This is a genomic window from Rhodoluna sp., from assembly GCF_024641065.1.
In the GTDB taxonomy this organism is placed as follows: Bacteria; Actinomycetota; Actinomycetes; order Actinomycetales; family Microbacteriaceae; genus Rhodoluna.
Genome location: NZ_JAHEDV010000003.1, coordinates 1 through 22,496 on the forward strand (window position 1 = coordinate 1; position 22,496 = coordinate 22,496).

Below are 22,496 nucleotides of genomic sequence, written 5' to 3' on the forward strand. Positions count from 1 at the left end.
CTTCAGAACGATACGGTCTGGGTCGTTGCGACGGTTCTTCTTGGTTACGTAGGTGTAACCAGTGCCTGCAGTCGAACGAAGCTTGATGATAGGACGGATGTCCTTGTCCTTCTTAGCCATGAGCTAACTCCTTAGATCTTCTCGCCGCGGGCAAGAATCTCGGCTACAACAGCCTCAATGCCACGTACGTCGATTACCTTGATGCCACGTGCGCTCAGCTGAAGAGTCACGTTGCGCTTCAATGAAGGAACGAAGTAAGTCTTCTTCTGGATGTTCGGGTTGAAGCGACGCTTGGTCTTGTTCTGGGCGTGCGAGACGTTGTGGCCAAACTGCGGCGCTTTCTCGGTGACCTGGCAATAAGCTGCCATTTCTTCTCCTTCAAGGGCAAGCCCTACAGCACCGGAATGGGCTGGCCGTTTAAGGCGGAGGCTTGTGTACAAAAATTGTGGTTGCGCTTGCATTAACTAGGCAACTGCTCAAGTTTAGGCGAGAGGTTAGTCCTTAAGCAAGTCTTGCAACTTAATTTCTAGGATTGACACGCCGTATTTTGCTTTATTGGCAGTTTTGACAGAGCCCAAAGATGTCAATTGTGTGGGTTGGGTTAGCGAATCCGTGCTCTTTTGCAACCTCATCGGCCCAACTTTCAACGCGGTGGGCTTCGATTTCAACGGTCAATCCGCACTTGCGACAAATCAGGTGATGGTGATGTTCGGTGGTGCAGGCGCGATAAAGCACCTCGCCCTCTTTTGATTGCAACGAGTCGGCCTCGCCCTGTTCAGCCAAATCAGATAGTGCACGATAAACGGTGGCCAGGCCGATGGTTGATCCGTGATTGCGCAAGACCAGGTGCAGTTGCTGAGCGCTGACGAAACCGATTGCCTCGGTCAAGGCATGACGTACTGCATCTTTCTGCCAGGTGTTGCGTTTGGCTGGGGTTGCATCCGTGTGTTTTTCGGTCATCTCTTCACCCGCTCAATAACTCGGCAAATCACATAAATCAAAAACGAAATTGTGGTGACGTAGGGGCTGATCGGCAGACCCGCGCCGAGAGCCAGCAAGATTCCACCGAGAACAGAAATCAAGGCAAAGCTCACCGACAAGATTGGTGCCAAAACCTGGGATGAAGTCACGCGCAGCGAGGCTGCGGCTGGAGTCACCAGCAGGCTGAGCACCAGTAGCGCACCAACAACCTGAACGCTGGCTGCAACTGCTAGGCCGAGAATCAACATAAACACAATCGAGAGTGCGCGGGTTGGCACGCCTCGCGCTGCGGCAACCTCAGGGTCTAGGCTGGCAAAACTCAGTGGTCGCCAGACCACTCCGAGGGTCACCAAAACAATTAGGCAAATAGTTGCTAGGCCGGCGAGCTGAGGATCATCCACGGCAATAATTTGACCGGTAAGTAGGCCGAACTTATTCGCCGCGCGACCTTCATATAGGGCCAGTGCCAAAATTCCTAAGCCCAGGCCAGCTGGCATAAGCACGGCAACAATTGAATTGCGCTCTTTAGCCTTAGCGCCAAGAACGCCAATAACTAAGGCGGCCAAAATCGAGCCAACCACCGAACCTAGAACCACGTTGAAACCGGCGAGAAGGGCAAATGCTGCGCCGGCAAAACTAAGTTCGCTAATTCCGTGAACTGCAAAAGACATATCGCGATTCATTACGAAAATTCCGATAAGCCCGCCAACCAGAGCAAGCAGACCGCCGGCGATGAGTGAATTGGTAATCAGCGGAATCAGTTGGTCATAGTCGCTGAAGTTGAAAATCGAGCCCATTAGTTCCACTCCTCATCTGGGTGGTGGTCGTGCTCGTGCGTGCCGACAACAACAATTCGTCCTTGGTTTCGAAGCACATCTACCGGCGTGCCATAAAGCTCGGTTAAAACTTCACTGGTCAGCACTTCATCCGGGGTGCCAATTTTGAACTTGCCGTTGGCGAGGTAAAGCACGCGGTCGACATAGTCAAGAATCGGGTTAACATCGTGAGTTACAAAAAGCACCGCTGCATTGTGCTCGCGTCGCTCGCGGTCGAGCAGGTCGGCAATGGTTTTTTGCTGGTGCAGGTCAAGGGCGCTCAGTGGCTCGTCGGCCAAAATCAAATCTGGCTCACCGATTACGGCCTGGCCCACGCGAAGACGCTGAAGTTCACCACCAGAAAGCTGACCGATGGTTTTCTTGGCGAATGCCTCTGCATCGACCGATGCCAGAACTCGATCAACTTTTTTTCGATTCAACACCGATGGCAGCCCGAACCCAAAGCGCTGACCGTCAAGCCCAAAACGAATTAGGTCTCTGGCTCTAAGGGGAGTGGCACCGTCAATTACGCGGTGCTGCGGAATGTATCCAACCTTGCCATTGCCGCGATGGATTGGCTTCGCGTTGATTTTGATTGTGCCGGAGCTAATTGGTTCTTGGCCGAGAATTGCCTTGAGAAGCGAGGTCTTGCCTGATCCGTTGGAACCAATCACTGCGATGAATTCGTGTGGTTGCACCTCAAGACTCAGGTTGCTCCACAACGTGCGTGATTCGCCCTGAGAGCCATTCACCTCAAAGGTTGCGTTGCTTATTTGCAACACCGGCTTTGTGCTCATCTCATAACCCCAACTTCAAAGTCATAAGACAGCTGTTGATGTAGCCAAAGTAATCTTTGTCACCAATTTCATAGGTGTCTGGGTCTTGACTCAGCAATTCATAGAAGCCCAACGATGCAGTCTTCTCGTTATAAAGGTTGTCAATTGCGGTCGCGCCGACGTTGTTGTGGGCGAATGCATAAATGTCACCTTGCTCAAGCAAAGCTTTTGTCTCGGCGATTGCAGCGGGTGGAATGTCTCGTTCTTCTTCGATCGCGCGTGAGACTTCGATTGGTGTGACGTCGATCAAGCCGATGTCTTCGAGCAAGTACGAAATAAGCGGTTCGCTCTGAATAACTTTCTTGCCGGCGAGCTTCGCTTTTAGTTCGGCTTCGGTTGCCGCCAGGGCATCCATGCTGCTGTTGAACTTGGCTAGGTTTTCGGTCAGAGCGGTTGCGAGCTCTGGGTGCAACTTGGCAACCTCAGCATTCAATGCAGCGCCAAATTGGCGAACTCGATCGATGTCTAGCCAAATGTGCTCGTTGCCGTCTTCTCGCGTGCCAACGGTTTCAAAGGCGTTGACCAGTTGGGGTTTGTTTTCAGCTGCGGCAACCAAGGTTGTCATGAAGTCGTCATAACCGCCGCCGTTCATAACCACTATGTCGGCTCGGTTGATCAGCAGTTGATCACGAGCAGATGCTTCAAACGAGTGCGGGTCTTGATTGATGTTGTAGATCAGGGCGTTTGAGGTGACCAGGTCTTGGCCAAGTGCCTCGGCAGCAATGCTCGCCCAAACGTTTGTGGTGGCAACAATTCTGATTTCACCTGTGCCAGCAACCCAGGCTTTGGGTGCGCTGTCAGAGCAACCGGCCAGGGCCAAGCTCATAAACAGGGCGGCAATCATCGCCACGAATTTCTTCATGGCTCAAGGCTAAGGCTTATTGATAATGAAAGTCAATAGCGATAGCGGCTTCAACTAGTCGAGCAGCAGCGCTGGCTCTTCAATAACCGAAGCTACGTCTTGCACAAATCGCGATGCAACGTCACCGTCAACGACTCGGTGGTCGAAGGTTGCACCAATGGTGGTTACCTGACGAACCTGAATCTCGTTGTTGACCACCCAAGGCTTAGGGCGAATCGAGCCAAGGGCAACAATGCCTACTTCGCCCGGGTTCAAGATTGGGGTTCCGGTGTCAACACCAAATACACCGATGTTGGTGATGGTGATGGTTCCGTCTTTCATGTCTGCCGGAGTCGTCTTGCCTTCGCGAGCAACAGCAGCCAAGTTTTCAATCGCCTTGGCCAACTCAAGCATCGACATCTTGTCTGCGTCCTTGATGTTTGGAACAATCAGGCCTCGCGGAGTAGCTGCCGCGATTCCGAAGTTCACAAAGTTGTGAACGATGATTTCTTCGTCGGTCCAGGTTGAGTTCACCATCGGGTTGCGGCGAACAGCCCAAATCATTGCCTTAGCCATGATCAAAAGTGGGGTCACCTTAACGCCGGCAAAATCGGTGGAGGCCTTGAGGCGCTTCACATATTCCATGGTGCGGGTGGCGTCAACGTCAACAAAGATGCTCACGTGAGGTGCGGTGAAAGCTGAAGAAACCATAGCGTTTGCAATAGCTTTGCGAACGCCCTTAACTGGGATGCGCTCTTCGCGTGCACTTGGTGCCTCAGGGGTAGAAAGGTTTCTGAATACCGATGCCTGCTGGGCCCCGCCCAAAACATCTTCGCGAGTGACTTCGCCAGCGAAGCCCGTTGGGGTGACGCGAGTCAGGTCAACGCCAAGGTCTTTTGCTAGCTTGCGAATAGGCGGCTTGGCAATCACCTTGTCTTCAGCGGTAACCGAAACAACGTTCACGAGTGAAGTTGCTGGGTTGGCTACAACAGGCAATGATGCGCTAGCTGCGGCAACTGCTGCTGCCGGCGCGGTCACTGGTCCACGGCGACGAGAACCCGCGTGGTTTGAAGAACCATAACCAACCAGGTTTGGCTGACGAGATTCAACAACAGCTGCCGCATTGTCGGCAACAGCGGTGTGCGCTGATGCAGCTTCGGCAACCGGATCAACCACTGGAATCGCTGAGGTGTTGGTGCTAACCGCGCCTACTGCGCCATCGGCTACAACGGCAGAAATCAGAGGCTTGCCGACTTCGATGGTGTCGCCCTCGGCTCCGTGAAGTTCTTGAATAACTCCAGCAAATGGGCAAGGCAGTTCAACCAAGCTCTTTGCAGTCTCGATCTCGACGATTACCTGGTTCACAGCAACTGTGTCACCCGGCTTCACCTTCCAAGAAACGATTTCAGCCTCAGTTAGGCCTTCACCAACATCTGGGAGGTTAAAAAATGCGATTTGAGACATGAGTTGATCCTTTGCCGAAACCTAGTAGGCCAATACGCGGTCGACTGCTTCAAGAATGCGGTCGGCGTCTGGCAAGAACTTTTCTTCAAGTTTTGCTGGTGGGTAGGGAACATCGAAGCCACCAACGCGAATAACCGGCGCCTCGAGGTGATAGAAAGCTAACTCGGCCACGCGAGCGGCAATCTCAGAACTGATAGAAACGAAAGTGCTTGCCTCGTGAGCAACGACCAAACGACCAGTCTTCTTTACTGATTCAAGGATGGTTGCAAAGTCGATTGGCGACATCGAACGAATGTCGATGACCTCAAGGCTGGTGCCCTCGCTGGCTGCAATTTCTGCAGCCTGAAGGGCAACGCTAACCATCGGCCCATAGGCGGCGATGGTTACTTGAGACCCCTGGCGAAGCACGTGAGCGGTGTGCATTCCGTCTGGAGCTTCATCCAAGTTCACTGGGCCTTTTTGCCAATAGCGACGCTTTGGCTCAAAGAATAGAACTGGGTCAGAACTCTTGATGGCCTGCTGAATCATCCAATAGGCATCGTTTGGGTTCGAAGGTGAAATTACTCGCAGACCCGGGGTGTGAGCAAAATATGCCTCCGGGCTTTCGCTGTGGTGCTCAACCGCACCAATGCCGCCGCCGAAAGGTACACGAATAACCACCGGCATGGTGGTGTAACCCTCTGAACGGTTCTGCATCTTGGCAAGCTGTGAAGTGATCTGGTTGAACGCCGGAAAAATGAATCCGTCGAACTGAATTTCGGCGACCGGTGAATAACCGCGCATGGCTAGACCGATTGCGGTTCCGATGATGCCCGATTCTGCAATCGGTGAGTTGAAGATTCGGTTCGGGCCAAATTCATCAAGGATGCCCTCGGTCACGCGGAACACACCACCCAGTTGGGCAACGTCTTCACCGAAAACCAAAACCTTCGGGTTGTCAGCCATTGCTTTGCGGATACCCGCGTTGATTGCCTTAGCAATCGACATTTCTACGACGTTAGCCATTAGTGAGCACCGCCTTCGCCAAATGATGCCTCATAGGCCTCTAGCCAAGCTAGTTGCTCTTCGATTAGCGGGTGAGTCTCGCTATAAACGTGCTTAAACATGTTCTCGATTGGTGGTTCACCAAGAGCAAAGGTCTTCTCGCGAATTTCGGCTGAGAGTGCCTCGCCCGCTGCCTCACACTCGGCGAAGAAATCGTCACCGATTCCTTGACGACGCAAGAATTTCTCGAAGCGAATAAGTGGGTCGCGGGCAGCCCAGTAATCAACTTCTGCCTGGTCGCGATACTTGCTCGGGTCATCTGAGCTGGTGTGGGCACCAATTCGATAGGTCAAAGCTTCAATCATGTACGGGCCGGCTCCGTTACGAGCGTCATCCATGTGCTTCTTGGTTACCGCGTAGCTAGCCAGGATGTCGTTGCCGTCGATGCGGATGCCCGGAACACCAAAACCAGAACCGCGCTGATAAAGCGGAACAGTGGTTTGGCTGTTCACCGGGCTCGAAATTGCCCATTGGTTGTTCTGGCAGAAGAACACAATTGGTGCCTGAGTGGTGGCAGCAAATAGGAATGATTCTGAGATGTCACCCTCGGCAGTTGCACCATCGCCGAAATATGAAATTACTGCGAGATCTTCGTCGTGGTTGCCTGAACCGACCTTGCCGTCAAATTTCACGCCCATTGCATAACCGGTTGCGTGCAGAACCTGGGTGCCGAGCACGATGCCATAGAGGTGGAATCGAGTTTCGTCAGGGTTCCAGCCACCGTGGTTTACGCCGCGAAGCATCTTGAGAATCGACATCAGGTCGATGCCGTGAGTTAGAGCAACACCGTGTTCGCGGTAGCTCGGAAAAATGTGATCGTTGTGGCCAACTCCGTGACCAGAACCGATTTGAGCAGCTTCTTGGCCGATCGCGGGAATCCAGAGACCCAGCTGCCCCTGACGCTGAAGCGCGGTGGCCTCGTTGTCAAAGCGGCGAATTCGAGCCATGTCGCGATAGAACTTTAGAAAGTCTGCCTCGCCAAGCTGGTCAATGTATTTGCCATATTCTGCGTATTCCGCAGGCACGCTGTATTGGCCCTCTGGTGAAAGCAATTGCACCATAGGAACGCGCGAAGCATCTTGAGCACTCATCCCCTCTAATTTACTTGCTAGATGGCACAATCGAGTCATGATTCGTTTTCTAGTTGGAACCGTTATTAATGCGATAGGTGTCTGGGCGGTAACTTTGTGCATCCCAGCAATCAAGCTTCAGCCGTATGGCGGCACTGATTTTTGGCAGGTAATTGGGTCATTCTTGCTAGTTGGCGCGGTTTTTAGCCTGGTCAACTCAACAATTGCGCCGGTAATTAAGGTTTTGGCTCTACCGCTTTACATTTTGACCTTTGGGTTGATTTCATTCTTGATCAATGGCGCGATGTTGCTTTTTGTCGCCTGGCTCTCAAGCCTGATTGGCAGCGAGATCTTCACCATTTATGGCTTCACCAGCGAAGGCCTGAACGTTGACTCACTCGGATGGGCAATTCTCGGCGCGATTGTCATGAGCATTACCTCGTTCTTTGGGCGCTGGATTTTCAAAATGCTCAAGTTGCTCTAAGCAAAAAGGTTTCAACTCGCCCTTTGCCGTTGGCAAAACTTGTAATTATTTCGCGCAGGCGCTGAAGCCCTGGGTTGAGGTTTTTGTCGGCAGCCTCGGTGATCTCTTGATAGCCCTTAAGTTCGTGAGCCTGCACTAATGGCGAATCTGAACTTTTGGGATCAATCACCGCCTCACTTTGAACCGTCACCCAATTTGATGCGTCTGGGTTTGGTTTTAAATCTAGTTTTGGCACCGAGTCGTTGGTGTGTTCTATCGAGAGGGTTGGCACCCTAAGGTTTGCCGCTTGCTGACTAACCGGTGCGCCAAAGGTTAAAACGCCGGCAACTTTGAATGGTTGTTTTCGTGATGCAATGTTGGCCGCAATAATTCCACCTTGAGAATGACCAACCAGCACTACTTTTGCACCGGCACCAACACCGGCTGCAACTAACGCCGATCGCACTGCGCGTTCACTTGCCGCTAGTTCAGGCGCTGCCATTGCATAAAGATTCGACCGCAGGTCTAGCGGATTCTCCCCCGGTTTCAGGCTCCAGTTTTGGGTGCCGGGGATGTAGACCAGAAATTTGTTTTCCCCGTAGCTTTCAATGCGAATAGTTGACTTATCGGTTGCGGTGTTTTCTAGTCTGGCGCGAATCGTCTCTAAGTTTGCCGGTGAACTAACGAGAATCTGACTGCCTTGACTGATTGCCTCGACCTGAGGGTTTGCACTGAGGCCAAACAGAGCGCCGGCAGCCAAGACTGTGGTGGCAATAAGCGGTGAGGGTGAATTCACGGCGATGCCACTACCCACTTTCTCGATTCCGGCGGCAACCTGAATTTCGCCGCCGAAATATTCGCTTGCGGCATGTTCGCAGGCGGTGATCAAAAATCTGAGGCGTTCGGCGACCGGTGGAATTTCTATTGCCAGGGCAGCCCGCTTTAGCGGGAGGTTCAGAATCTCGAGCGGCAACAGTTGCGATTCGAGCAGGCCTAAAGCACTGGCAATGCTCGATTGCACACGTTCAATTTCAAGACGAGTGGCAATTATTGTTGGCTGCCCGCCATAAACAATGAGTTCTGACACCTTCTACAGCACCCAAGATTCAAGCCGCTCTCGCAAGTTTTGTAATTCACCTGCCAGTTTTTCGAGGCCTTGGGCCAAACTGCTCGAAGCCAACCCGCCCCAAAGCGTTGGGTTTGGTGTTGCTGCCTGAAGTTGAGTCATGGCCAAAAGCAAACTGTGATCGATTTCATCCATGAATTGATGTTTGCGAATGTGGGCATGGATAACTGCCGAAACCCCTAATCTGTGCAGAACTTACGGCAATATAGAGGGGTGAGTAATCTTTCAATTCAGCCCCTTTCCCCGCTAGATGGCCGTTACCGTGCCGCAGTTTCTGACCTTGGTTTTCACCTGTCAGAAGCCGGTCTAAACCGTGCCCGTATTGCCGTCGAAATCGAATGGCTAATTCACCTTGCTAACCGCGACCTGCTTGGCACCTCAACCAGCATCAGCGAGCAAGAGGCTGCCGCACTTCGTGCAATTGTCACCAACTTCTCTGATGCCGACGTAGCAACTTTGGCCGAGACCGAGGCAACCACCAAGCACGACGTCAAGGCGGTTGAGTACTTTATCCGTGGCAAGCTTTCTGAGCTTGGTCGCAACGACCTGCTTGAACTTACTCACTTTGCTTGCACCAGTGAAGACATCAACAACCTCAGCTATGCAATCACCGTGCGCGATTCAGTCAAGGATGTTTGGTTGCCGCGTGTAGAGAAACTGATTGCAAAATTGCGTGAGCTCTCGGCGCAGTATGCCAACAACGCGATGCTTTCGCACACTCACGGTCAGCCAGCAACACCTTCGACCATGGGCAAAGAACTTGCGGTTTTTGTTCACCGACTTGAACGCCAGATTAAGCGCATCGAGGCCAACGAGTACCTTGGCAAGTTCTCTGGTGCCACCGGAACCTTCTCGGCTCACGTTGTTGCAGCGCCTTCGGTCAACTGGCCAGCAGAGTCTGAGGCTTTTGTTACCGGCCTGGGTCTTACCTGGAACCCGCTAACCACTCAGATTGAATCGCACGACTGGCAGGCAGAGCTTTACACCGCGGTCTCGCTATTTAACGGAATTTTGCACAACCTCTGCACCGACATCTGGACCTACATTTCAATGGGTTACTTCAAGCAGATTCCGGTTCCGGGCGCAACTGGTTCGTCAACCATGCCTCACAAGATCAACCCGATTCGCTTCGAGAACGCAGAGTCAAACCTCGAGCTTTCTAACGCAATCTTGGGCAGCTTGGCTTCAACCTTGATTACCTCGCGTTTGCAGCGTGACTTGACCGACTCGTCTTCACAGCGAAACATCGGTCTTGGTTTGGGCCACTCGCTCTTGGCAATCGATAACGTCACTCGAGGTTTGAATGAAATCGATCTTTCGACTGCGGTACTTGATGCTGACCTAAGCGACAACTGGGAGATTCTCGGCGAAGCGATTCAGACTGTTATTCGCGCAGAAGTTGCCGCCGGCCGCTCAAGCATCAGCGACCCATATGCTCTTTTGAAAGAGCTGACTCGCGGTAAGCGCCTAAGCGGCGATGACATGATCGCGTTTGTAAACGAACTTGAGATTGGCCAAGACGCGAAGGACCGTCTGCTGACCCTTCGCCCACACACCTATGTTGGTGTTGCGGCTGAACTAGCAGCTCGTATTCAAAAGTAGTTGCACCCATTCGGGTAATCAAAAAGGGCAGCCGATTGGCTGCCCTTTTTGTAATTCGCTCGACTTATTGCAGAGAGATCTAAAAATTACTTGAGTCTTGGCTCGTTTGGGTCGCCCGGGTTTTCTTTAACCGAAAGAGCCAAAGTTGCGATGGTTACCAACGAAACAATGAACGTGATTCCGGCCCAAATCAGCGTGCTCTCAATGTTTCGAACACCGCCCCAGACCAAAACGCCGACAAATGCTGCGGCAACGAATGCGAGGGTCAAATAAGTGCGCAAGCTTCGCGCTTCAACGATTTTCTTTGGGGTTTTTGCCATGGGTTAAGCCTACGCCTTCGGAGTTGCGGCTGAGATCCCCAAGTGAACTGCGCTGAAGATCAAAAAGGTGTTGAAAAAGCCCAGGATAGAAACTTCGTCGATTTGACCTGAACCAAACATCAGAACTAATGAAAGTGCGGCAGCAAGAATTACAGCAATTAGATTCTCTCTGCGTTCGGCTTTATTGCTTCGTTCAATGATCAGCAGGGCAACACTCTGGCAGACCACGAGAGTTGCAAATAGATGAGCAGCAAGTTCAAAGGCCTGATATTTGGCATCGAGATTCTGAATAGCAATCAAAACCACTAGTGCTAGGCCAGCAGCAATAACCAGCAACCACCAAGATTGCTTCTTGTTGTTGGAGGTGAAAAAAGCCACGATGTTAGCTGCCAACCAACCAAAGCCCACGATGATTAGTGAAATCAGGCCGATCCAATCGGTTCCAGTAATCTCACGGTTCGGTTGGTTGAAGGTGATGAAGATGGCGCCGGCCAAGGCCGAAGCAGACTGTATGGCCCTAACGATTCGCATAAACCTAGTTTTTCATATCCATGAAGCGTGAATACTGACCCTGGAAGGCAACCACGATGGTGCCGGTAGGACCGTTTCTTTGCTTGGCAAGAATGAGGTCAGCCTCACCTGCGCGCGGATGTTCACGCTCGCCAATAGCTTCACGGTGAAGCAAAATAACCACGTCGGCATCTTGCTCAAGTGAGCCAGACTCACGCAATTGTGAGATTTCTGGCTTTTTGTCTTTGGTTTGCTCTGAATTTCGGTTTAGCTGTGAAATCGCAATTACTGGCACATTCAGTTCTTTTGCCAAAAGCTTTAGCGCGCGTGAGAACTCAGAAACCTCTTGCTGACGTGACTCAACCTTTTTTCCCGAGGTCATCAGCTGGATGTAGTCGATGACAATCATCTTCAATGGCACTCGCTGAGTTAAACGGCGACATTTTGCGCGAATTTCGACCAGTGTCATGTTTGGGCTGTCATCGATGTACAAAGGAGCATCGTTGATCTGGCCGCGAACGGCAGCAAGGCGAGTCCAGTCGCTGTCGGCAATTGAGCCTTTTCGCATGTTCTGAAGCGGAATTTGTGATTCAGCCGAGAGCATGCGCATTGCGATTTCGGCTCGGCCCATTTCGAGCGAGAAAAAGACCGTCGCTCGGTTGTGGCGAACTGCTGCATTGCGGGCAAAGTCGAGAGCCAGGGTTGATTTACCAACTGCAGGGCGGGCAGCCAGAATAATTAGCTGACCTCCGTGAAGACCGTGGGTCATTTCATCAAGTTCGGCAAAACCGGTAGGCACACCAACCATGTCGCCACCACGGCTTTGAGCTTGCTCAATTTCATGGATGGCAGCTTCGATCGAGGTGTTCAGGTCAACGATGTCTTCTTTGGTGGCACCACGGGTTACTGCATAAACATCTGACTGGGCCTGGTTTACGAGGTCGATTACTTCACCCTCGTTGGCATAACCCGATTGTGCGATTTTGGTACCAACTTCTACCAGTCGGCGAAGAGTCGCCTTCTCGGCAACAATCTGTGCATAGAAACCAGCGTTCGCAGCGGTTGGAACGATTGAAGTAAGGGTGTGTAGATAGTCGGCGCCGCCAGCTTTGACCAGGTTGCCTGATTTTGTGAGTTCGTCAGTGACTGTAATTACGTCGGTTGGCTCGCCCTTGGCAAACAAAGCCAAAATTGCCGAGAAGATTACCTCGTGCTTTGGGGCATAGAAGTCTTGGCCGTTGACAACTTCTTGAACCTCGGCAACAGCTTCGCCTGAAAGCAGCATGCCGCCCAGTGCACTCTGTTCTGCCAACATGTCGTTTGGCAACATGCGCTCATTGCCACGACTCGGATCAACCGGTGGCGGTGACAAAAGTGTCATTAAATACTCCTAATTGCTGGCCTTTTTCAGACCTATACCTGTCTAGCATCGCCTACCGACAGCGAATCTAAAAACTGGGTTGTGAACAGTTTTGTGGATAACTACCTCGCCACGCCCTAATAACTTTGGGCAAAGTGTTGATAACCCTGTGCATAATATGTGGAAATACCCTCGAAACCAAATGAAACAAAGGGATTCTTGCGTGTGGATAACTATTCTGGTTAAACCCTAAACCATAACCTTAGGGTTGGGGATAACCGCAGGTAAACCTGCTAGACACGCCAGTGTTGGAGAGTTATCCACCGTTTATCCACAGGCTGTGGCGTGTTTTATGGCGTGTCGCGAACATTCTATTTTGACCACAAACCCAAAGGGGCAGGAACAAAAAAAGGGCCGCCCGAAGGCGACCCTCTTTGATAGCTAGAAGTTACTTCTTGCCAACAACCTGAAGGGTGATGGTAGCTACCACGTCGCCGTGTAGACGAACGGTAGCTAGGTGCTCACCTGCGTTGCGGATCGGAGCAACGAATGCAACCTTGCGCTTGTCTAGTTCACCTAGGCCGGCAGCTGAAACAGCAGCTACGACATCAGAAACCTTGACAGAACCGAATAGACGGCCACCAACGCCAGCCTTGACAACCAGGCGAACAGCCTTGGCCTCAAGAGCAGCCTTTAGTGACTGTGCTTCTTCAACAGTTGCAATTGCGCGTGCGTCGCGAGCAGCCTTGATTGACTCAACCTGCTTCTCGCCACCCTTGGTCCATAGAACTGCGAAACCGCGTGGAAGAAGGTAGTTACGGGCGTAGCCGTTCTTAACCTCTACAACGTCGCCTGCAGAACCTAGACCTGAGACCTCATTGGTCAGAATTAGCTTTGACATTTGATTTCTCCTTAGCGGCCAGCACCGGCGTAAGGCATAAGAGCCATTTCGCGAGCGTTCTTTACGGCACGGGCAATTAGGCGCTGTTCCTGAACAGAAACACCGGTGATACGACGAGCGCGGATCTTGCCGCGGTCTGATACGAACTTACGTAGGGTTGCAACATCCTTGTAGTCAATAACGCCAACCTTGATTGCCTTTGCAGGTACATCTTTAAGGTTCTTTGAGTTGCGCTTTGGCTTCTTACTGTTGCGAGGATCGCTCTTTGCAGCCATGATTTCTCCTAAATTTTTCTCTAAAGTCTTTTAGAACGGGGTGTCGTCGCCAGTTGAGGCGGTGCCTGGGTTTGCCCATGCGTCATCAGCAGGCTTTGAAGCCTTTGATGCGGCAGGTGCGTCACCCCATGGGTCACCGGCTACAGCTGCTGGAGCGCCACCTTCGCGAGCACGACGAGTGACCGATGCAGTTGCGTTACGCAATGACGGGCCGACCTCTTCGATCTCAAGTTCAAGTGATGCGCGTGCCTCGCCGTTTGCTGCCTGGTAGGCAGAAGCTGGCTTTAGGCGACCGGTAACAACAACACGGGTTCCCTTGGTGAGTGACTGAGCGATGTTCTCAGCTACCTCGCGCCAAGCGGTGCAGCGAACCCAAACGGTTTCGCCGTCATCCCATGTGCTGGTCTGGCGGTTGTAAGTGCGTGGAGTTGAACCCACGTTTAGTGAAACAACTGCGATTCCACCCTGTGTGTAGCGAAGTTCAGGGTCGTTACCTAGATTTCCAACGATTGTGACGTTGACTTCCCCAGCCATGAGACTTTACTCAGCCTTCTTGGTTGCGGTCTTTGCTGCAGGAGCCTTCTTAGCAGGCTTCTCAGCGGCAGCTTCTTCAGCAGAAACTTCAGGAACCTCTACAGGCTTGATGTTTACAACTGCCTCGTCTGCGCGTAGCACCTTGGTGCGAAGCACAGCTTCAGAAAGCTTTAGCTGACGGTCAAGCTCAACAACAGCGGCTGAAGTAGCAGTCATGTTAACAACTGCGTAAATGCCTTCTGAGTGCTTTGCGATTTCGTAAGCCAAACGGCGACGGCCCCAGATGTCAACGTTGTCTACAGTGCCTGAAGCATTGCGGATTACGTTGAGGAACTTGTCTAGGGATGGAGCAACGGTGCGTTCTTCGATCGTAGGGTCGAGGATCACCATGAGCTCATACTTATGCATAACTAACCCACCTCCTTTGGACTAGAGCGGCCACGGACTTTCCGTGACAGGAGGGTCTTGCATAGACGTTGTCGAAAACATGGGACATGGCCCAATAGACAACCTCTCTAGCCTAGCGGCTTTGCCACCACTCAAGCAAGCGTTTTTCGGCTTCTTCTGGCTCAAGCGGCCCATTATCCAAGCGCAGTTCCATCATGAATTTATATGCTTCGCCGACATCCTTGGATGGTTTCAAACCCAGGATGCGCATGATGTCTTCGCCAGACAGGTCAGGTCGAAGGGCATTCAGCTCTTCTTCTTCTTGAATTTTGGCAATTCGCTGTTCGAGATCGTCATAGGCGTGGGCCAGGCGATCGGCCTTGCGTTTGTTGCGAGTGGTGACGTCGGCTCGGGTTAGGGCGTGCAGGCGCAAAAGTTGGTCACCCGCATCGCGAACATAACGACGAATTGCCGAATCACTCCAGGCTTGGTCGCTGTAACCAAAAAATCTAAGGTGTAGTTCGATCAGCCTTGATACGGCCTTGATGCTGTCGTTGTCGAAACGCAACGCCTTCATGCGACGGGTTGCAATCTTGGCACCAACCATGTCGTGGTGATAAAACGACACAGCGCCGCCCGGCTCGAGGCGTCTGGTTGCCGGCTTGCCGCAGTCGTGCATCAGTGCAGCAAATCGCAAGATGAAATCAGCCTCGAGGTTGTAATCCTTTTCATAGTCGATTGCTTGCTCGACCACGGTGAGCGTGTGCTCATAAACATCTTTGTGGTGGTGATGCTCATCAGTTTCAAGCTTTAGCGCTGGCAGTTCAGGCAGAACCAGGGCAGCCAAACCACTGTCAACCAAAGCCGTCAGGCCGGCGCGAGGGTTGGCACCCAAAATCAACTTGGTCAGTTCAACCTGCACTCGTTCAGCCGAAATAATTTCAATGCGGTCAGCCATCGCCTGCATGGCTTCGAAAGTTGCCGGTTCAATCTCAAAGCCCAACTGGGATGCAAACCTCGCGCCGCGCATCATGCGCAGTGGGTCGTCGCTGAATGAGTCTTCGGGCTTACCCGGGGTGCGAAGAATGCCGTCGAGCAGATCTTGCAAACCTTTGAACGGGTCAACGAAAACCTTGTCAGGAAGACGAAGTGCCATCGAGTTCACCGTGAAGTCTCGTCTAAACAGATCGTCTTCGAGGCTCTTGCCAAAGGCTACCTCTGGTTTGCGTGAGTCGTGGTCATACTTATCGGCTCGATAAGTGGTGATTTCGATGGTTTCATCGCCCATGCGTGCGCCGATGGTGCCGAAGGCACGACCGATATCCCAGTGGGCGTCGACGTGAGGCTTGAGAATCGCGAGGGTTTCATCCGGGGTAGCCGAAGTGGTGAAATCTAGGTCTGGTGATTTGCGACCGAGGAAGGCATCGCGAACTGGGCCACCGACCAGCGAAATCTCATGGCCGGCTTCAGTAAAAATGCGACCGAGTGTGACAAATAGCGGACTATCGGTTGTCCGTTCAAGATTTGCCAAAGCTTCTGCCACAGTGCGCATGCCTTCAATCGTGCCACAGGGTTTTCTAACTCCCTGCCTTGAGCGCGAAGGTTTAGGCTTGCTTTATGAATGCAACCAGCGCCGCCGCCAACCGTGGTCGACGCTTGACGCGCGTCAACGAGACATCTGCCGGAGGGTTCGTTCTTTCGGCCGACGGCTCTGAGTGTGTTGCATTGATTGGCCGAACCAGCCGCGGCGGCCGTATTGATTGGTGTGTTCCAAAGGGGCATCCCGAGGGTGACGAGAGTCTCGAACAAGCGGCTATCCGTGAAATTGCCGAAGAAACCGGCCTTGAAGTTGAGATTATCGAGCCACTCGGCGAAATAACTTATGAGTTTTCAGCCGGAAGCAAGCTGATCACCAAGACCGTTCACCACTTTCTAATGCGCCAAATTGGTGGTTTCTTGACCGTTGAGAATGACCCTCAGCACGAGGCCGTGGATGTTCAGTGGTTCGAGGTCGAGGGTTTACAAAAATCCCTCGCTCACGATAACGAGCGTCGAATTGCCCGCGGTGTTCAAGAGTGGATTGCGAGACACAAGTAGTGCGTCGTCTGCTCGCTGCCGGCTCGGCAATGATTTTGGCCGCTGGAATTGCCATTGTTGGTTCATCGCCGGCAAGTGCCTTGCCAAGCAAGTCTGTCGTTGCTGTTTCTCCAAGCAGCGAGATTGTCGATGGCCAATGGCAAACTCCAAAAGGCATTTTTGTAGTTCGCGGTTCGAGCATCAACCTGGTTTCACGTGAATCAAAGATTCCGGTGCGTATTCAAAACAACTACGACACCGAGTTGCGCGTGCACGTTCACATCCGAGCTAATAACAACCGAGTTAGCTTGCCTAAAGCAGTTGAAATTGTCGTGCCAGCTTTCACAACCGTGAATGCGCAGGTGCCGGTTCAGGCGATTGCTAACGGTGAGGTCGCGCTTGAGGTTTGGCTAACCACTTTTTCTGGAATCAAGATCGGCGAATCGGTTGGTCTTGAGATGCAGGTTAATGCCGACATTGAATTTGTCATGCTGCTTGGTTTTGGTGCTGCGGTACTAACGCTCGGCACATTCGGCGTGATTAGAACCTTGCGCAAAAACCGTCGAACTCTCGCCGAGGCTTCAGTTTGAGCGTCGCAAGATCATCGATGTTGATGGCCGGTGGCACGGTCATTTCTAGAGTGCTCGGCTTTGCCCGGGCAGTTATTTTGGCATTGGCCATTGGCGTAACCACCGATGCCGCTGATGCTTTTGGTGTTGCCAATCAGCTGCCAAACAACGTCTACGCCATCATTGTTGGCGGTTTGCTAAATGCCGTTCTGGTTCCTCAGATCGTCAAGGCCAGATCTAACCAGGATGGCGGCAAAGGCTACATTGATCGCCTTTTGACACTGATCATCACGGTGTTTTTCGTGGTCACGCTGGCAGCAACCATTGCCGCACCGCTTTTGGTCTCGCTCTATACCAAGGGCTGGTCGGCCGATCAGCTGGCCCTAGCAACAGCATTTGCCTACTGGTGCTTGCCTCAGCTGTTTTTCTACGGGCTTTATGCCATCTTGGGCGAGGTATTGAACGCTCGAAGCGCATTTGGCCCGTACACCTGGGCGCCGGTGTTGAACAACCTGGTTTCGCTTCTGGGCTTGGCTGCCTTCGTTTTGATTTTTGGCGCTGACCCGACCGGTTCTCGCGCTGTTTCAAACTGGGATGCCTCGCAAATCGCCCTTCTAGCTGGCACTGCTACCGCGGGTGTGGCCGCTCAAGCCCTAATTTTGTTATTCGCCTGGCGCCACATTGGGTTGAAACTGAATTTCAACTTCAAGTGGAGGGGCTTTGGGCTTCGTCCTGCTCTTAAGGCCGCTACTTGGTCATTTGGCATGGTTTTGATCACGCAACTCGGTGGTTTGGTGCAAACCATTGTGGCCTCGGGTGCAGTCGAAGCCCGCGCTACCAACCCGGCCGTTGCCGGTGTAGCCGCGGCAGCGATTGCTTGGCTCATCTTCATGCTGCCTCACTCGGTTGCCACTGTTTCGATAGCAACCGCCTATTTCACAAAAATGTCGACTCACGTTCAAGATGGCAAAATGCACCTTTTAAAGGCTGATTTGGCAGCTGGACTTCGTTCGATTGCCGTGATTTCGGTTTTTGCAACCGTAGCGCTAATCGTGATGGCGTACCCGGTTTCGCGCATCTTCGTGGGCGAGTTTTTGGCAACAATCGCCCTTGGCAACGTTTTGATTGCCTTGATGTTTGGGCTCGTGCCATTCAGCTTTGTCTTCATGATGCAGCGCGCTTTTTACGCTCTTGAAGACACCCGCACACCGTTTCTATTCACTTCGATTCAAATCTTGATTCACGTCGCGGGCTCACTAACCATGGCTGTCATTGTTCCGGCTGACTCAATCGTCATGGCTCTTGGCGCCTTGACCAGCTTCACGCTGGTTATTCAGTCGGTAATCGCCTTCAAGTTGCTTACTCGGCAAATCGGGCCGCTGGGTGAACACAAAATTGCCGTAGCCGGGGTTCAATTCATCAGCGCCGCTGCGGTCTCTATGGTTGCGGGTTTCTCAACCATTCAGGTTCTAGGTGGCATCTCAGCTGGTTCGTTCGTGCTCGATTCTGTGATGTCTTCACTTGTTTCAATGATCATCATCGGCACCATCATGCTCGGTGTTTATGTAATGGTTTTGCGTTTGCTCAAAGTTCGTGAAATAGACACGGTCTTTGCTGGCATCAAGGGAATTTTGCGCCGCTAATATTGGCTATCTAAAGCGAATTCATCGTTTTATTACGAGCGAGTGCTCGAGGAGAATATTTTGCGCGACGTCATCATTATTGGTTCCGGCCCGGCTGGTTACACCGCTGGTATCTACACTGCTCGTGCAGGCCTCAAGCCGCTACTAATTGCCAGCTCGGTTGAAGCCGGTGGCGAGCTAATGAAGACCACCGAGGTTGAGAACTTTCCTGGATTTCCTGAAGGTCTTCAGGGCCCAGAGCTTATGGCTAATTTTCAGGCTCAGGCTGAGCGTTTTGGTACCGAAATTCTCTTGGATGACGTTGTCGAGGTAGACCTCAAGGGCGACGTAAAGATCGTTAAGACCGGTGGTGGCGAGACTTTCGAGGCCAAGACCGTGATTTTGGCTACCGGAGCTGCTTATCGCGAGCTTGGTTTGCCTCGCGAAAAAGAACTCAGCGGTCACGGTGTTTCATGGTGTGCGACCTGCGATGGCTTCTTCTTCCGTGAAAAGACCATTGCAGTTGTTGGTGGCGGTGACTCCGCGATGGAGGAAGCCAGCTTCTTGACTCGTTTCGCATCTAAGGTGCACCTAATTCACCGTCGCGACACCTTCAAGGCTTCAAAGATCATGCAAGACCGCGCTTTGGCTAACCCAAAGATCGAAGTCATCTACAACAGTGAAATCGCCGAGCTTCACGGTGACGCAAAGCTAGAGTCAGTGACTCTGCGCAACACCGTTGACGGCAGCACTTCAGAGTTGGCCTTGGATGGCCTGTTCATCGCTGTTGGTAACGACCCACGCGTTTGGTTGGTTGAAAACCAAATTGAACTAACCGCTGAGAAATTCATCCAGGTTGAGGGTCGCAGCTCAAAGACCAGCCTGCCTGGCGTTTTTGCCTGTGGTGACGTAATCGACCCGACCTACCGTCAGGCGATTACCGCTGCTGGCTCTGGTTGCGTAGCTGCCTTGGATGCAGAGCACTACCTGGCTAACCACTAGTTTTTGCAGAAGTTTCACGTGAAACTCTGTTATTAAAGTCGAATAACAAGAAATTTAGAAAAAGGGGCAACAAAAATGGCAAAAGACGTAACCACCGCAAGCTTTCAGGCTGATGTTCTCTCGAACCCAAAGCCAGTTCTAGTTGACTTCTGGGCTGAATGGTGTGGCCCTTGCCGTCAGGTTTCACCGATTCTTGACCAGATTGCTGGTGAATACGCAGACAAGATTGAGATCGTAAAGGTCAACGTTGACAACGAGCCTGGCTTGGCTCAGCAGTACGGCGTTACCGGCATCCCAGCGCTTCAGGTGTTCAAGGGTGGCCAGTTGGTCAAGGCTATGGTGGGCGCAAAGCCAAAGCAGATCTTGGTCAACGACCTTGCTGAATTCTTGGGTTAAGGCCTGTTTTTACTAGACTTATCGAATGAACGATAGCGAGCAGCAAGGAAACAACCTCGATCATTGGTTGGACGCCTACGCTGACCGCGCGCAAACCCTAGCCGTTTCTGAAGTTCGGGCCCTGTTCTCGGTGGTTTCTCGCCCCGAGGTAGTGTCACTTGCCGGTGGAATGCCTTTCGTTTCGGCTCTGCCACAAGAACTGCTTCAGCAGACCTACGAGGGCATGATGTCAAAGCGTGGTGCTCTTGCCATGCAGTATGGCAGCGGGCAGGGTGACCCTGTTCTACGTGACCAGATTCGCGACCTGATGGCTCTTGAGGGAATTACCAGTTCAATTGAAGACATCGTAATCACCACTGGCTCTCAGCACGGTCTTGACCTCCTTTCTGGTCTTTTCCTTGACCTTGGTGACGTGGTTCTTGCCGAAGGCCCTTCATACGTGGGTGCTTTGGGTATTTTCAACCACTACGAAGCACACGTTGAGCACGTGTACACCGATGATGCTGGTATTTCACCTGAGGCATTGTCGGAGGCAATCGACCGAATGAAGGCGCAGGGCCGCAAGATCAAGTTCCTTTATTTGGTCACAAACTTTGCGAACCCTTCTGGTGTGACGCTTTCTGCCGAACGACGCCCTCAAATTCTTGAAATTTGCCGTCGCGAGCACATTTTGGTGCTCGAAGACAACCCATACGGGCTTTTGTACTTTGATAAGCCGGTGCCTGACGCCCTTCGTTCCATGGATGAAGAGGGTGTTATCTACCTGGGCTCATTCTCTAAGATTCTGGTGCCTGGTTTCCGTGTTGGTTACGTGTTGGCACCGCCGGCTATCCGCGACAAGCTTGTTTTGGCCAATGAATCAGCCATTTTGTGCCCGACTTCATTCGGCCAGATGATGATCAGCGAATACCTATCGACCGCTGACTGGCAGGGTCAGATCGACACGTTCCGTGGTGTTTACCGTGAGCGTCGCGATGCCGCGCTGTCTGCAATGCAGGAATACCTTCCGAAACTTGAGACAACTCGCCCAGATGGTGGTTTCTACCTGTGGGTGACACTTCCAGAGGGCATTGACTCTAAGGCCATGTTGCCGCTTGCCGTCAAAGAACTTGTGGCATACACCCCTGGCACCGCCTTTTATGGTGATGGCACTGGCCAGAATAAGCTTCGAATTTGTTACTCATACCCAACGCCAGAGAACATCAACGTTGGAATCAAGCGACTTGCAAATGTCATCAACCTCCAGACCGAACTATTAGAAACCTTTTCTAAAAAAGGAAGCTAAAAATGATCCCCAAGGGCAAAGCCTCAGCCAAACTGAAGATTCAGGTACTCGCTGGAGGAATTTCCCATGAGCGAGATATCTCATTGAAGTCTGGTCGCCGCGTAGCTGACGCACTCACTGATTTTGGCGCGAGTGTTGTAATTCGCGAGCCAGACTCAAACCTGCTCAACAACATTCTTAAAGACAAGCCAGACGTAATTTGGCCTTGTTTGCACGGTGCCAGCGGCGAAGACGGCGCACTTCGCGATGTTCTTAGCCTTACCGGTGTGCCATTTGTCGGCGCAACCGCTTCTGCAGCTCGTCTAGCCTGGGATAAATCAATTGCCAAGGTTTTGGTGGCTAGAGCCGGCATTCTTACTCCTCCATCAATCACCCTTCCGAAAGAAACCTTTCGCGAACTAGACGCTGAGTCGGTACTAAAGGCAGTAACCAGTTCGATTGCTCTGCCGGTAGTGGTCAAGCCAGCCAGAAGTGGTTCAGCACAGGGAGTCACTATCGTGCATGAGCAATCTGAGCTAAACCGGGCCATGATTGACGCCTACGTCTATTGCGATGTGGCCTTGATTGAGAAATTTATCGAAGGTACCGAGCTGGCGGTTAGCGTAATTGACCTTGGCGCCGGGCCAATTGCATTGCCTGCCGTAGAAATTGAACCGGTTGCTGGGCACTTTGGTTATGACGAGCGCTATACCGCTGGTGAAACAAACTACTACGTGCCAGCTCGCCTAGATGGCGTTGCGGCTGAAAAAGCTTCAGCAATGGCAATTGCGGCGCATGAAGAACTTGGCCTTCGCCACATTTCACGAATTGACATGATTATCGATGGGCAGGGTGTGGCCTGGTTCCTTGAGGCGAATGTGCTTCCGGGGCTAACCGACACTTCACTTTTGCCTCAGGCGATCGTGGCTTCGGGCAACTCTTTGGGCGAGGTTTATTACTCACTCGCCGAAGCGGCCAGAAATAACCGCGGATAACCTCGTTTTAGGCTCCACAGGAGCCATTTTGCGGTGAAACCAG

General features: G+C 52.2%; 28 protein-coding genes. 9 read left to right on the forward strand and 19 right to left on the reverse strand.

Annotated features, from left to right (window positions below; translation table 11 throughout):
* The 9 genes from rpmG to Q0L26_RS03140 all read right to left on the reverse strand — a co-directional run.
* Positions 1-120, reverse strand: a 120-nt coding sequence (rpmG, locus tag Q0L26_RS03100) for a 50S ribosomal protein L33 (RefSeq protein ID WP_296647693.1), incomplete at its 3' end; no start/stop codon positions are given.
* Between the two features lie 11 nt (positions 121-131).
* A complete protein-coding gene (rpmB, locus tag Q0L26_RS03105; RefSeq protein ID WP_296647232.1) occupies positions 132-368 on the reverse strand; it encodes a 50S ribosomal protein L28 in 237 nt (78 codons plus the stop codon).
* A 184-nt stretch (positions 369-552) separates the two neighbouring features.
* Positions 553-960, reverse strand: a complete 408-nt coding sequence (locus tag Q0L26_RS03110) for a transcriptional repressor (RefSeq protein ID WP_296647236.1) — start codon at positions 958-960, stop codon at positions 553-555.
* Positions 957-1,778: a metal ABC transporter permease gene (locus Q0L26_RS03115; RefSeq protein ID WP_296647238.1), complete on the reverse strand. Its 822-nt coding sequence runs from the start codon at positions 1,776-1,778 to the stop codon at positions 957-959. The genes Q0L26_RS03110 and Q0L26_RS03115 overlap by 4 nt, the downstream gene beginning before the upstream one ends.
* Positions 1,778-2,593 carry a metal ABC transporter ATP-binding protein gene (locus Q0L26_RS03120; protein ID WP_296647241.1) on the reverse strand — a complete coding sequence of 272 codons (816 nt, stop codon included), beginning with the start codon at positions 2,591-2,593 and terminating at the stop codon, positions 1,778-1,780. Before Q0L26_RS03120 ends, Q0L26_RS03115 begins: the two co-directional genes overlap by 1 nt.
* Before the next feature lies 1 nt (position 2,594).
* Positions 2,595-3,494, reverse strand: coding sequence for a zinc ABC transporter substrate-binding protein (locus Q0L26_RS03125; protein ID WP_296647243.1), 900 nt, complete (start codon positions 3,492-3,494; stop codon positions 2,595-2,597).
* Positions 3,495-3,548: 54 nt separating this feature from the next.
* Complete coding sequence (locus tag Q0L26_RS03130; protein ID WP_296647246.1) at positions 3,549-4,937, reverse strand: dihydrolipoamide acetyltransferase family protein; 1,389 nt, start codon at positions 4,935-4,937, stop codon at positions 3,549-3,551.
* A gap of 21 nt (positions 4,938-4,958) precedes the next feature.
* Positions 4,959-5,942 (reverse strand): alpha-ketoacid dehydrogenase subunit beta, encoded by a 984-nt coding sequence (locus tag Q0L26_RS03135; protein ID WP_296647249.1) that lies wholly within the window; start codon positions 5,940-5,942, stop codon positions 4,959-4,961.
* Complete coding sequence (locus Q0L26_RS03140; protein ID WP_296647251.1) at positions 5,942-7,072, reverse strand: thiamine pyrophosphate-dependent dehydrogenase E1 component subunit alpha; 1,131 nt, start codon at positions 7,070-7,072, stop codon at positions 5,942-5,944. Before Q0L26_RS03140 ends, Q0L26_RS03135 begins: the two co-directional genes overlap by 1 nt.
* 37 nt (positions 7,073-7,109) lie before the next feature.
* Here Q0L26_RS03140 and Q0L26_RS03145 point away from each other — a divergent pair, with 37 nt between their 5' ends.
* A complete protein-coding gene (locus Q0L26_RS03145; protein ID WP_296647254.1) occupies positions 7,110-7,535 on the forward strand; it encodes a phage holin family protein in 426 nt (141 codons plus the stop codon).
* Here the strand turns inward: Q0L26_RS03145 and Q0L26_RS03150 are convergent.
* Complete coding sequence (locus Q0L26_RS03150; protein WP_296647257.1) at positions 7,522-8,601, reverse strand: alpha/beta hydrolase; 1,080 nt, start codon at positions 8,599-8,601, stop codon at positions 7,522-7,524. The genes Q0L26_RS03145 and Q0L26_RS03150 overlap by 14 nt on opposite strands.
* Before the next feature lie 3 nt (positions 8,602-8,604).
* Entirely contained in the window at positions 8,605-8,775 is a 171-nt protein-coding gene (locus tag Q0L26_RS03155) for a hypothetical protein (RefSeq protein ID WP_296647261.1), read from the reverse strand.
* A 78-nt stretch (positions 8,776-8,853) separates the two neighbouring features.
* Here Q0L26_RS03155 and purB point away from each other — a divergent pair, with 78 nt between their 5' ends.
* Complete coding sequence (purB, locus tag Q0L26_RS03160) at positions 8,854-10,242, forward strand: adenylosuccinate lyase (protein WP_296647268.1); 1,389 nt, start codon at positions 8,854-8,856, stop codon at positions 10,240-10,242.
* Positions 10,243-10,328: 86 nt separating this feature from the next.
* Here purB and Q0L26_RS03165 read toward each other — a convergent pair whose 3' ends face one another.
* The 8 genes from Q0L26_RS03165 to Q0L26_RS03200 all read right to left on the reverse strand — a co-directional run bounded on the left by Q0L26_RS03165 (position 10,329) and on the right by Q0L26_RS03200 (position 16,081).
* Positions 10,329-10,562 (reverse strand): hypothetical protein, encoded by a 234-nt coding sequence (locus Q0L26_RS03165; RefSeq protein ID WP_296647298.1) that lies wholly within the window; start codon positions 10,560-10,562, stop codon positions 10,329-10,331.
* A gap of 9 nt (positions 10,563-10,571) precedes the next feature.
* Complete coding sequence (locus Q0L26_RS03170) at positions 10,572-11,093, reverse strand: hypothetical protein (RefSeq protein WP_296647300.1); 522 nt, start codon at positions 11,091-11,093, stop codon at positions 10,572-10,574.
* A gap of 4 nt (positions 11,094-11,097) precedes the next feature.
* The gene (gene dnaB, locus Q0L26_RS03175) at positions 11,098-12,453 is read right to left on the reverse strand and encodes a replicative DNA helicase (RefSeq protein WP_296647306.1); all 1,356 of its coding nucleotides are present in this window, start codon (positions 12,451-12,453) and stop codon (positions 11,098-11,100) included.
* A 427-nt stretch (positions 12,454-12,880) separates the two neighbouring features.
* On the reverse strand, positions 12,881-13,333 hold the full coding sequence (gene rplI, locus Q0L26_RS03180) for a 50S ribosomal protein L9 (RefSeq protein WP_296647308.1): 453 nt from the start codon (positions 13,331-13,333) through the stop codon (positions 12,881-12,883).
* Between the two features lie 11 nt (positions 13,334-13,344).
* Complete coding sequence (gene rpsR / locus Q0L26_RS03185) at positions 13,345-13,608, reverse strand: 30S ribosomal protein S18 (RefSeq protein WP_296647311.1); 264 nt, start codon at positions 13,606-13,608, stop codon at positions 13,345-13,347.
* Between the two features lie 30 nt (positions 13,609-13,638).
* Complete coding sequence (ssb, locus tag Q0L26_RS03190) at positions 13,639-14,142, reverse strand: single-stranded DNA-binding protein (protein ID WP_296647313.1); 504 nt, start codon at positions 14,140-14,142, stop codon at positions 13,639-13,641.
* A 6-nt stretch (positions 14,143-14,148) separates the two neighbouring features.
* Complete coding sequence (gene rpsF / locus Q0L26_RS03195; RefSeq protein ID WP_296647316.1) at positions 14,149-14,550, reverse strand: 30S ribosomal protein S6; 402 nt, start codon at positions 14,548-14,550, stop codon at positions 14,149-14,151.
* A gap of 112 nt (positions 14,551-14,662) precedes the next feature.
* A complete protein-coding gene (locus Q0L26_RS03200; protein ID WP_296647318.1) occupies positions 14,663-16,081 on the reverse strand; it encodes a CCA tRNA nucleotidyltransferase in 1,419 nt (472 codons plus the stop codon).
* 65 nt (positions 16,082-16,146) lie between these two features.
* On the opposite strand from Q0L26_RS03200, the gene Q0L26_RS03205 reads away from it, so the two are divergent.
* The 7 genes from Q0L26_RS03205 (at position 16,147) to Q0L26_RS03235 (ending at position 22,453) form a co-directional block, all read left to right on the forward strand.
* Positions 16,147-16,626: an NUDIX hydrolase gene (locus Q0L26_RS03205; RefSeq protein WP_296647320.1), complete on the forward strand. Its 480-nt coding sequence runs from the start codon at positions 16,147-16,149 to the stop codon at positions 16,624-16,626.
* The gene (locus Q0L26_RS03210) at positions 16,626-17,195 is read left to right on the forward strand and encodes a DUF6049 family protein (protein ID WP_296647323.1); all 570 of its coding nucleotides are present in this window, start codon (positions 16,626-16,628) and stop codon (positions 17,193-17,195) included. Before Q0L26_RS03205 ends, Q0L26_RS03210 begins: the two co-directional genes overlap by 1 nt.
* Positions 17,192-18,817, forward strand: a complete 1,626-nt coding sequence (gene murJ, locus Q0L26_RS03215) for a murein biosynthesis integral membrane protein MurJ (protein WP_296647326.1) — start codon at positions 17,192-17,194, stop codon at positions 18,815-18,817. The genes Q0L26_RS03210 and murJ overlap by 4 nt, the downstream gene beginning before the upstream one ends.
* Positions 18,818-18,877: 60 nt before the next feature.
* On the forward strand, positions 18,878-19,798 hold the full coding sequence (gene trxB / locus Q0L26_RS03220; RefSeq protein ID WP_296647329.1) for a thioredoxin-disulfide reductase: 921 nt from the start codon (positions 18,878-18,880) through the stop codon (positions 19,796-19,798).
* Positions 19,799-19,873: 75 nt separating this feature from the next.
* Positions 19,874-20,194 (forward strand): thioredoxin, encoded by a 321-nt coding sequence (gene trxA / locus Q0L26_RS03225; protein ID WP_296647332.1) that lies wholly within the window; start codon positions 19,874-19,876, stop codon positions 20,192-20,194.
* Positions 20,195-20,219: 25 nt separating this feature from the next.
* A complete protein-coding gene (locus Q0L26_RS03230) occupies positions 20,220-21,479 on the forward strand; it encodes a PLP-dependent aminotransferase family protein (RefSeq protein WP_296647335.1) in 1,260 nt (419 codons plus the stop codon).
* 2 nt (positions 21,480-21,481) lie between these two features.
* Positions 21,482-22,453, forward strand: a complete 972-nt coding sequence (locus Q0L26_RS03235; RefSeq protein WP_296647338.1) for a D-alanine--D-alanine ligase — start codon at positions 21,482-21,484, stop codon at positions 22,451-22,453.
* The last annotated feature ends 43 nt before the right edge of the window (positions 22,454-22,496 follow it).

Coding starts and splice junctions, on each gene's coding strand:
- rpmB (WP_296647232.1), bottom strand. CDS start 368: ATGGCAGCTTATTGCCAGGTCACCGAGAAAGCGCCGCAGTTTGGCCAC.
- Q0L26_RS03110 (WP_296647236.1), bottom strand. CDS start 960: ATGACCGAAAAACACACGGATGCAACCCCAGCCAAACGCAACACCTGG.
- Q0L26_RS03115 (WP_296647238.1), bottom strand. CDS start 1,778: ATGGGCTCGATTTTCAACTTCAGCGACTATGACCAACTGATTCCGCTG.
- Q0L26_RS03120 (WP_296647241.1), bottom strand. CDS start 2,593: ATGAGCACAAAGCCGGTGTTGCAAATAAGCAACGCAACCTTTGAGGTG.
- Q0L26_RS03125 (WP_296647243.1), bottom strand. CDS start 3,494: ATGAAGAAATTCGTGGCGATGATTGCCGCCCTGTTTATGAGCTTGGCC.
- Q0L26_RS03130 (WP_296647246.1), bottom strand. CDS start 4,937: ATGTCTCAAATCGCATTTTTTAACCTCCCAGATGTTGGTGAAGGCCTA.
- Q0L26_RS03135 (WP_296647249.1), bottom strand. CDS start 5,942: ATGGCTAACGTCGTAGAAATGTCGATTGCTAAGGCAATCAACGCGGGT.
- Q0L26_RS03140 (WP_296647251.1), bottom strand. CDS start 7,072: ATGAGTGCTCAAGATGCTTCGCGCGTTCCTATGGTGCAATTGCTTTCA.
- Q0L26_RS03145 (WP_296647254.1), top strand. CDS start 7,110: ATGATTCGTTTTCTAGTTGGAACCGTTATTAATGCGATAGGTGTCTGG.
- Q0L26_RS03155 (WP_296647261.1), bottom strand. CDS start 8,775: ATGGATGAAATCGATCACAGTTTGCTTTTGGCCATGACTCAACTTCAG.
- Q0L26_RS03165 (WP_296647298.1), bottom strand. CDS start 10,562: ATGGCAAAAACCCCAAAGAAAATCGTTGAAGCGCGAAGCTTGCGCACT.
- Q0L26_RS03170 (WP_296647300.1), bottom strand. CDS start 11,093: ATGCGAATCGTTAGGGCCATACAGTCTGCTTCGGCCTTGGCCGGCGCC.
- dnaB (WP_296647306.1), bottom strand. CDS start 12,453: ATGACACTTTTGTCACCGCCACCGGTTGATCCGAGTCGTGGCAATGAG.
- rplI (WP_296647308.1), bottom strand. CDS start 13,333: ATGTCAAAGCTAATTCTGACCAATGAGGTCTCAGGTCTAGGTTCTGCA.
- rpsR (WP_296647311.1), bottom strand. CDS start 13,608: ATGGCTGCAAAGAGCGATCCTCGCAACAGTAAGAAGCCAAAGCGCAAC.
- ssb (WP_296647313.1), bottom strand. CDS start 14,142: ATGGCTGGGGAAGTCAACGTCACAATCGTTGGAAATCTAGGTAACGAC.
- rpsF (WP_296647316.1), bottom strand. CDS start 14,550: ATGCATAAGTATGAGCTCATGGTGATCCTCGACCCTACGATCGAAGAA.
- Q0L26_RS03200 (WP_296647318.1), bottom strand. CDS start 16,081: ATGCGCACTGTGGCAGAAGCTTTGGCAAATCTTGAACGGACAACCGAT.
- Q0L26_RS03205 (WP_296647320.1), top strand. CDS start 16,147: ATGAATGCAACCAGCGCCGCCGCCAACCGTGGTCGACGCTTGACGCGC.
- trxA (WP_296647332.1), top strand. CDS start 19,874: ATGGCAAAAGACGTAACCACCGCAAGCTTTCAGGCTGATGTTCTCTCG.
- Q0L26_RS03230 (WP_296647335.1), top strand. CDS start 20,220: ATGAACGATAGCGAGCAGCAAGGAAACAACCTCGATCATTGGTTGGAC.
- Q0L26_RS03235 (WP_296647338.1), top strand. CDS start 21,482: ATGATCCCCAAGGGCAAAGCCTCAGCCAAACTGAAGATTCAGGTACTC.